Origin of the sequence: Bradyrhizobium sp., assembly GCF_016462955.1 — a bacterium.
Taxonomy (GTDB): domain Bacteria; phylum Pseudomonadota; class Alphaproteobacteria; order Rhizobiales; family Xanthobacteraceae; genus Bradyrhizobium.
This window is the reverse complement of the sequence record NZ_JAEMSD010000390.1, coordinates 1-6,478: the sequence shown is the minus strand read 5'-3', so window position 1 is coordinate 6,478 and position 6,478 is coordinate 1. Positions and strand designations below refer to the sequence as shown.

At 64.2% G+C, this 6,478-nt stretch carries 7 protein-coding genes and 1 pseudogene; 3 read left to right on the top strand and 5 right to left on the bottom strand.

Annotation, left to right across the window (positions count from 1 at the left end; translation table 11 throughout):
- From JHD07_RS29295 to pncA, 3 genes are all read right to left on the bottom strand, one after another.
- A partial coding sequence (locus tag JHD07_RS29295) for a nitrilase-related carbon-nitrogen hydrolase (RefSeq protein WP_291628481.1) occupies nucleotides 1-571 on the bottom strand: 571 nt, incomplete at its 3' end.
- 139 nt (nucleotides 572-710) lie between these two features.
- Nucleotides 711-1,826: an alpha/beta fold hydrolase gene (locus JHD07_RS29290; protein ID WP_291628479.1), complete on the bottom strand. Its 1,116-nt coding sequence runs from the start codon at nucleotides 1,824-1,826 to the stop codon at nucleotides 711-713.
- Between the two features lie 16 nt (nucleotides 1,827-1,842).
- Nucleotides 1,843-2,469 (bottom strand): bifunctional nicotinamidase/pyrazinamidase, encoded by a 627-nt coding sequence (gene pncA / locus JHD07_RS29285; RefSeq protein ID WP_291628484.1) that lies wholly within the window; start codon nucleotides 2,467-2,469, stop codon nucleotides 1,843-1,845.
- Nucleotides 2,470-2,734: 265 nt separating this feature from the next.
- Between pncA and glk the strand changes: the two genes are divergently transcribed.
- Together glk and JHD07_RS29275 are read left to right on the top strand one after the other, a co-directional pair.
- A complete protein-coding gene (gene glk / locus JHD07_RS29280; RefSeq protein ID WP_291628482.1) occupies nucleotides 2,735-3,706 on the top strand; it encodes a glucokinase in 972 nt (323 codons plus the stop codon).
- Nucleotides 3,707-3,844: 138 nt separating this feature from the next.
- Complete coding sequence (locus JHD07_RS29275; protein ID WP_291628478.1) at nucleotides 3,845-4,048, top strand: hypothetical protein; 204 nt, start codon at nucleotides 3,845-3,847, stop codon at nucleotides 4,046-4,048.
- A 42-nt stretch (nucleotides 4,049-4,090) separates the two neighbouring features.
- On the opposite strand, the gene JHD07_RS29270 is transcribed toward JHD07_RS29275, so the two are convergent.
- The gene (locus JHD07_RS29270) at nucleotides 4,091-4,468 is read right to left on the bottom strand and encodes a response regulator (protein ID WP_291628477.1); all 378 of its coding nucleotides are present in this window, start codon (nucleotides 4,466-4,468) and stop codon (nucleotides 4,091-4,093) included.
- Between the two features lie 111 nt (nucleotides 4,469-4,579).
- Nucleotides 4,580-5,386, bottom strand: coding sequence for a Spy/CpxP family protein refolding chaperone (locus JHD07_RS29265; RefSeq protein ID WP_291628476.1), 807 nt, complete (start codon nucleotides 5,384-5,386; stop codon nucleotides 4,580-4,582).
- A gap of 471 nt (nucleotides 5,387-5,857) precedes the next feature.
- Between JHD07_RS29265 and JHD07_RS29260 the strand changes: the two are divergent.
- Nucleotides 5,858-6,478 (top strand): annotated as a pseudogene (locus JHD07_RS29260) (ABC transporter substrate-binding protein); the annotation flags it as partial.

Genomic DNA, 6,478 nt, shown 5'->3' with positions numbered 1-6,478 from the left:
AGCTCGCGCTCGCCGGCGTCACCGGGATCCACATGTCCTCGCAGATCTCGACCCCGATGGTGAGGCCCGGAACATCCTCGGCCGCAAACAGCAGGTCGACGCCGAACGGGGCATGCAGCCCGCCAAAAGAAATCGTCTCGCCGGCGGTGCCGGCGCCCGAGGCGAAATGGCGTCCCTCGTAGAATTCGCGATAGGTCGGCAGGTAGGATTTCGGCACCACGCCCAGGACGTTGCCGCGATGAACAACGACCGCGCAATTGTAGATGCGGTTGCCAAAGCGCAGCGGTGCCCCGACGATCAGGACCGTCATCAGCGCGGCGGAGGCCTCAACGATGGCCACGAGCCCCCGCTCGACGGCATCGAGCAGCGGATCCTGCTTGACCAGATCCTCGATCGCATAGCCGGACAGGCACAGTTCGGGGAAGACCGCGACCGCCACCGACTGCTCGTGGCAGGCCTCGGCCGCCGCCAGGACAGCCTTCGCGTTGGCCATGGGATTGGCGACGTGGGACGTGGTGACACAGGCCGCCACGCGCGCAAATCCGTGAGCGTAGATCGAGTGGAAAGTCATCGAGTACCCTTAAGTCTCTTCCCGGCGGACACCGATCGCCAGATCGGATCATATGTAACCCATCGGTCTGGCCCCGTGCAGGCCATCCGCCGTCATGCATAACGGATTTGCGCCCCGGCCGGTCCAGAGCTCGGCGAGTTCAGGCGCTGCGGGCCAGCACGCCCGGCAGATCGCCGCGCAGCCATTCGGCAACCCGCGGCCAGGCCTGGGCGTGGGTGCGCGCCCCCATGAACAGGCCGAGATGGTTGCTGGGTTCGGACGCCGCCGCAATCAGGGCCGGCGGCGTGCCGACGAGATTGGCCGTGGCGAGCGCTTGCGTGGCCGGCACCACATCGTCGTCGAGCCCGGCCAGCAGGAAGATCGGCGCCTTGACGTCCTTCAGATCGATGGGACGGCCGAGCGCGACGAAGCTACCCGAGGCAATCCGGTTCTCCCGGAAAATCCTGTTGACGATCTCGAGATAATAGGCGCCCGGCAGATCAAGCGTTTGGGCGTTCCAGCGGTCGAAACGCGCGAGCAACGCCGTGCCCTGCTCGTCCGAGAGATCCCGCTGCAACGCCGCGGCGATATCGTCGTGATCGGGCTGTTTCGACCAAAGGCGCAGCATCTCCTCGCCGCTGACATTGCCGCCGCCCCGCGCGACCAGCTGGTCATAGACCAGTTCGGGCGCGTTGCGGGCGAGCCGGGACAGCGAGGACTCGATCGACAAGTCCACGGGAGCGCCTACCAGAACCAACCGCCGCACCTTGGCTGGAAAGCGTGCCGCATAGAGCAGCGACAGCCATCCGCCCTGGCACAGCCCGACGAGATCGACCGGCGCGCCGATCTCGTCGACGGCGACGATGAGATCGCTGAGATAGCTGTCGATGGAGAGGTAGCGCATGTCCGGTGTCGCCGACCGCCAGTCGGTGAGGTAGACCCGGTTGATGCCGCCATTCTGCAACGACTGCACCACACTGTGGCCCGGGGCGAAATCGGCGATCAGGGCCCGGTGCAGCGCGTAGGGCGCACAGACCAGTGCCGGCTGGCCGGAAAGGATCTGGGAGCAATCGCGCAAGCCCATCGTTGCGAGCTCCAACGCGACGCTGCTCGGTGTCGTCCATGGCAGACTGCTGTCGGCCTGCTCCGCGGGTGCGCGCTCCAGCCACCAGAAGCAGGCGTCTATGGCAAGCCGCGCTGCCGCGAATGGCCACAGGTGCGGATCATCTGGGGCGCGGCCGGATCCGGGCGGCGGTTTGGCGGTCTTGTCCACCATGGCTAGCTCGATCTCCTCACAAGAACGCCTCGAGGCTCACCACGGTGATGCCGAGCTCCCGGAAACTCCGGTGGGTGGCCGCGACCGAGCCGTCGAGATCGATGCCGCGGCAGGCATCCTCGATGACGGCCACCTCCAAGCCCGCCTTGCGCGCATCTTCCGCCGAGAAACGGACGCAGAAGTCCAGCGCCAGACCGACGACAAAGACGCTTCTCAGCTCGCGTTCGCGCAAATAGCCCAGCAGCCCGGTCGGTGTCCGATGGTCGTTCTCGAACAGCGCCGAATAGGAATCGATCCCGCGGCGAAAGCCTTTGCGCACGACGAGGTTTGCTCGTGTCAGGTCGAGATCGCGATGGAATTCAGCGCCCGCCGTACCCTGCACACAATGCGTCGGCCAGAGCACCTGCCGGCCATAGTCAAGCTCGACGGTCTCGAATGGCTGCTTGCCGGCATGGTTCGGTGCGAACGAGACGTGGTCGCCCGGATGCCAGTCCTGGGTGAGCACCACATTGGCGAATTTTTGGGCGATCCTGTTGATGGCGGGGACGACCTTCTCGCCGCCGGGGACGGCGAGCGCTCCGCCGGTACAGAAGTCGTTCTGGACGTCGATCACCAGCAGCACGTCCCGGTCGGAAATCTTCATCGCAAGGCCCCATTGGATCCGCCCGGCGTCAGGCGCCAGCCGTACTTCCCACTGTCGATCTTCCGGCGCCGCTCCGCAACCACCGAGCGCGTGCGGCGGTACCGCACCGGCGACCTCTTCAGGTGACCATGCAACGGTTTGACCTTGTCCGTGTTGACTAGGAACAACCAAGCGAGGATTCTCGGATCGTCCGCGCCCGCGGATCGGATCAGCAACGGAGGCGAAGGTTCCCGATGGCCAGCTAGGCCGCGGAAGCCGCACGGTGATGGACATCGGCAAGACCGGAAAAATTCTTCTCGCCGATATCGGCGGAACCAATGCACGTTTCGCGCTGAGCACGAGCGGCCAGACCGGACCGATCGACTATGTGAAGGTCGCCGACTTCCCAACGGTACATGAAGCCATCGTCGACGTTTTGGCGCGCCGGTCGGACGGCGAGCAACCCCGGCGCGCGGTGCTGGCGGTGGCCGGTCCCGTCACCAACAACCGCTGCGTCATGACCAACAGCCCCTGGGTGATCGACGGAAACGAGCTGCAGCCGTCCCTCGGCCTGGACATCGTCCATGTGCTGAACGATTTCGAGGTGGTGGCCTGGTCCCTGCCCGCGTTGCAGCCTGCGGACCTGGTCCCGCTCGGCGGAGGCGATGGCCTTGCGGGCGAGCCGTTGCTGGTCGTCGGCCCGGGAACGGGCTTTGGCGTGTCCTGTCTGGTCGATCGCCATGGTTCTCGACTGGCCGTCGTCACCGAGGCCGGTCACGCCACCCTGCCGGCGGAGAACGAGCGCGAGGAGCGCCTGATCGCGTGCATGCGCAAGCGTCTTGGCCACGTCTCCATCGAACGCGGTGCGCTCTCAGGCTCCGGGCTCCAGAGCCTCTATGAGGCAATCGCCGAAGTCGACGGAGCGCAGGTTCCGCATCGTGACGCCGCAGCCATTACCAAGGCTGCGCTGGAGGGCAGTTGCCCGGTCAGCCACGCGACACTGGAGATGTTCTGCGCCATCCTCGGCTCGGTGGCCGGCAATCTCGCGGTGACCTTCGGCGCCCGGGGCGGCGTCTATATCGCCGGCGGAATCGTGCCGCGCTTCCGCGCGTTCCTCGCCGCCTCCGCGTTCCGCGCCCGCTTTGAAGCGAAGGGCAGGTTCCAGGACTATCTGCGCGACATCCCGACCAGACTCGTGGTCAAGCCTGATGCGAGCTTCCTCGGCCTGACGATGTTTGCCGAGCACAATCCCGGCTGAGAGGCTAATCCGCACGGCGCGTTGCAGTCATGCACAGCTGATTGCAGCGGAGGGCGTGTTCCACGCACGATCGTGCTTGCCTACGTTTCCTCGATGAGAAACACTTCCGCGCGCGTGGCGTAGTTGCGGGGGCGTGACATGCATAAGCAGGATCCGGGTTTCGACTATCACCGCTATCACCGTCTGCTGCGTGAGGCGGACAGCGAAGACAAGCGGCTGGCCCTCATCGATCTCCTGATCGCGGAAAGAGCCCGCGACCGGCTCGCTGCTCAGCGCGCGTCGGATCGCGCAACCATGACGGCCCACACCATTGCCAAGGTGCTGAAGAACGGTCGCAACTGAGCCGGCTGGGTCACTCCGGCCGCGCGCCTCGGGCGCGACCGGTCAGCCCGGGATTGTGGCGGATCGCTCTGGAAACATTGAATCGATCATCGCCTTGAGCTGATCCATCGCGATCGGCTTGCGCAGGATCGGCCTGCGCCGCAGCAACGAGGGCAACAGTTCCGGACCGTAGCCCGTCGCGAAAAGAAACGGTTTGCCCCGCCGCTCGATCAGGTCGGCGACAGGATCGACGTAAACGCCCATCAGATTGATGTCGAGGATGGCCAGATCGTATTGCGCGGTCATGGCGAAGGCGCTGGCATCGCGCACATTGTCTGCTTCGGCGACGACGTGGTGACCGAGTTCCGCCACCATGTCGACCATCATCATCCGGATCAACGCTTCGTCTTCGACCAGGAAAACGGAGAGTCCCTCGGCCATGTCAACCCCGCAGTCAGCCTCGCGAAGCTAACCATAACCGAATTGCGGAGTGGATACACGAATTCGTGGCGGCGCCATTAATTCAGATGCGCCCGAACCTGTTCAACTTGATCAATCCAATCCGCGCTCGTGGCTGAGGCGCACCATTTCCTGGATGAACACCTGCTTCTGCTTGTCGTCGAGACTCGAATAGAGCGGCTCGGCGGCGTCGGCGACGTTGCGCTGGTCGGCAGCACGGTCGATCAGGAACTGAGCCTCGTTGCGCATCTGCTCGATGATGTCGTCGGGCGGATCCCGCTTGGCGCGCGCCACGCGCAGATTGAGCCGCTCTGCACCATTATGCCCGAGGTAGTGCATGGCGCTGGAGAAGCCGTACCAGTGCTTCTCCTGATCCGGCGTGAGGTTCAACTCGTTCTTGATCCGCTCGATATAGGCGTCGCTGTTGGCGACGATCTGTTCCGCACTCTGCTGCGGCGCGCCGGGCTGGGTGAGAACCGTGACATTCTTGTTGTCTTTGCCGGCCTTGCTGTCCTGCGGCGCGTTCTTCGCCTCCTTGGTCGCCTTGGCGCCTTTGCCTGCCTTGGCGCTCTTGGCGTCCTTGTCTTTATCCTTGGAAGCGCCTTGTTGCTTGGCGTCCTTGCCGGACTCCTTGGCGGCGGGGGGCGGCTGATTGCCGCCGGTGTTGCCGCCAACGCCGAGCACACCGGTGAAGACACCGACCACGCCGCCGATGGCACCGCCGAGCACGCCACCGACCGGACCTGCCGCCTTGTTTCCGGCGGCAGCGCCCTCCTGAACGCCTTTGACCAATCCTTGAGCATTCGCGCCCGTCGCTGCGCCGAGCAACAGCGCGAGCATGGACCCCAGCGCGAACCATCGTCGCAGGTAAGGCCGCGCTGGCGAGGCCACATTGATCATTCTGGTCTCCATCGTCGATCCAATCGGTCTTGGCGGCGGAAGCGAACCACCTGCTGAACTCTATCGTTTCCGGCGCTTAGCGGTCCAGACACGGAAGAGCGCTGTCCACGCCGGAAAAGTCTGCCGCGCGAAGCGCTTACGCAGGCTCATTTGAAACTGCGGCGTAATTGCGCAACGGCTCGTTTCGGAGGTGCGGCGCGAAGTGTGCATCGCAATAAAACTACGAACGACGCGCCGTCCCGACAGGCGTCGCGGCGTCTGCGGACACAACGTTAGTTTTAGACGCAGAGCCGTTTGGCTTTCTCGACAGACGCGATCAATCATGATCTGATCGCGCTACCAATTTGCTGCGGCTTGCGCATTCCATGCGTGAGCCGACGGCACCAATAAGAAACGCCAACAACAAGAACTCAATAAATCAACAAAGAAGTCCCAGAGGAAACTCCAACAACACCCAGGCGAGGAAACGAGATGTCACGCAAGAAACTGACGCGACGTCAATTTGTGGCTGCCACTGCAATGTCCTCTGCGGCGCTGATCGCGGCGCCCTACGTCCGGGGCGCTTACGCCGCCGGCAAGCTCTCCATCGGATTCTGGGACCATTGGGTGCCAGGCGCCAACAAGGCCTCGACCGAGCTCGTCAACGAATGGGCGGCGAAGGAAAAGGTCGAAGTCACGATCGACTACATCCCGAGTCAGGGTAACAAGAACCTGCTCACCATCGCCGCCGAAGCGCAGGCCAAATCCGGTCATGATATCTTCGCGATGCCAACGTGGTGGGCCCACGCCAACGCCGACCAGTTGGAGAACGTGAGCGACATCATGGGGCCGATCATCGCCGAGAACGGCGAGGTGAACGGCACGGTCAAATACCTGGGCACGGCCGGGAGCAAGTGGCTAGGGGTCCCCGCCTGCGTCGGCAGCCAGATCAAGGGCCCGTGCTCCCGTATCGACCTGTTGAAGAAGCACGCCGGCATCGACGTGCAGGCGATGTATCCGGCCGGCTCCGAACCAAAGGCGAACGACTGGACGCTCGACACGTTCTTGAAGGCCGCCGAAGCCTGTCACAAGGCCGGCGTCCCGTTCGGCATC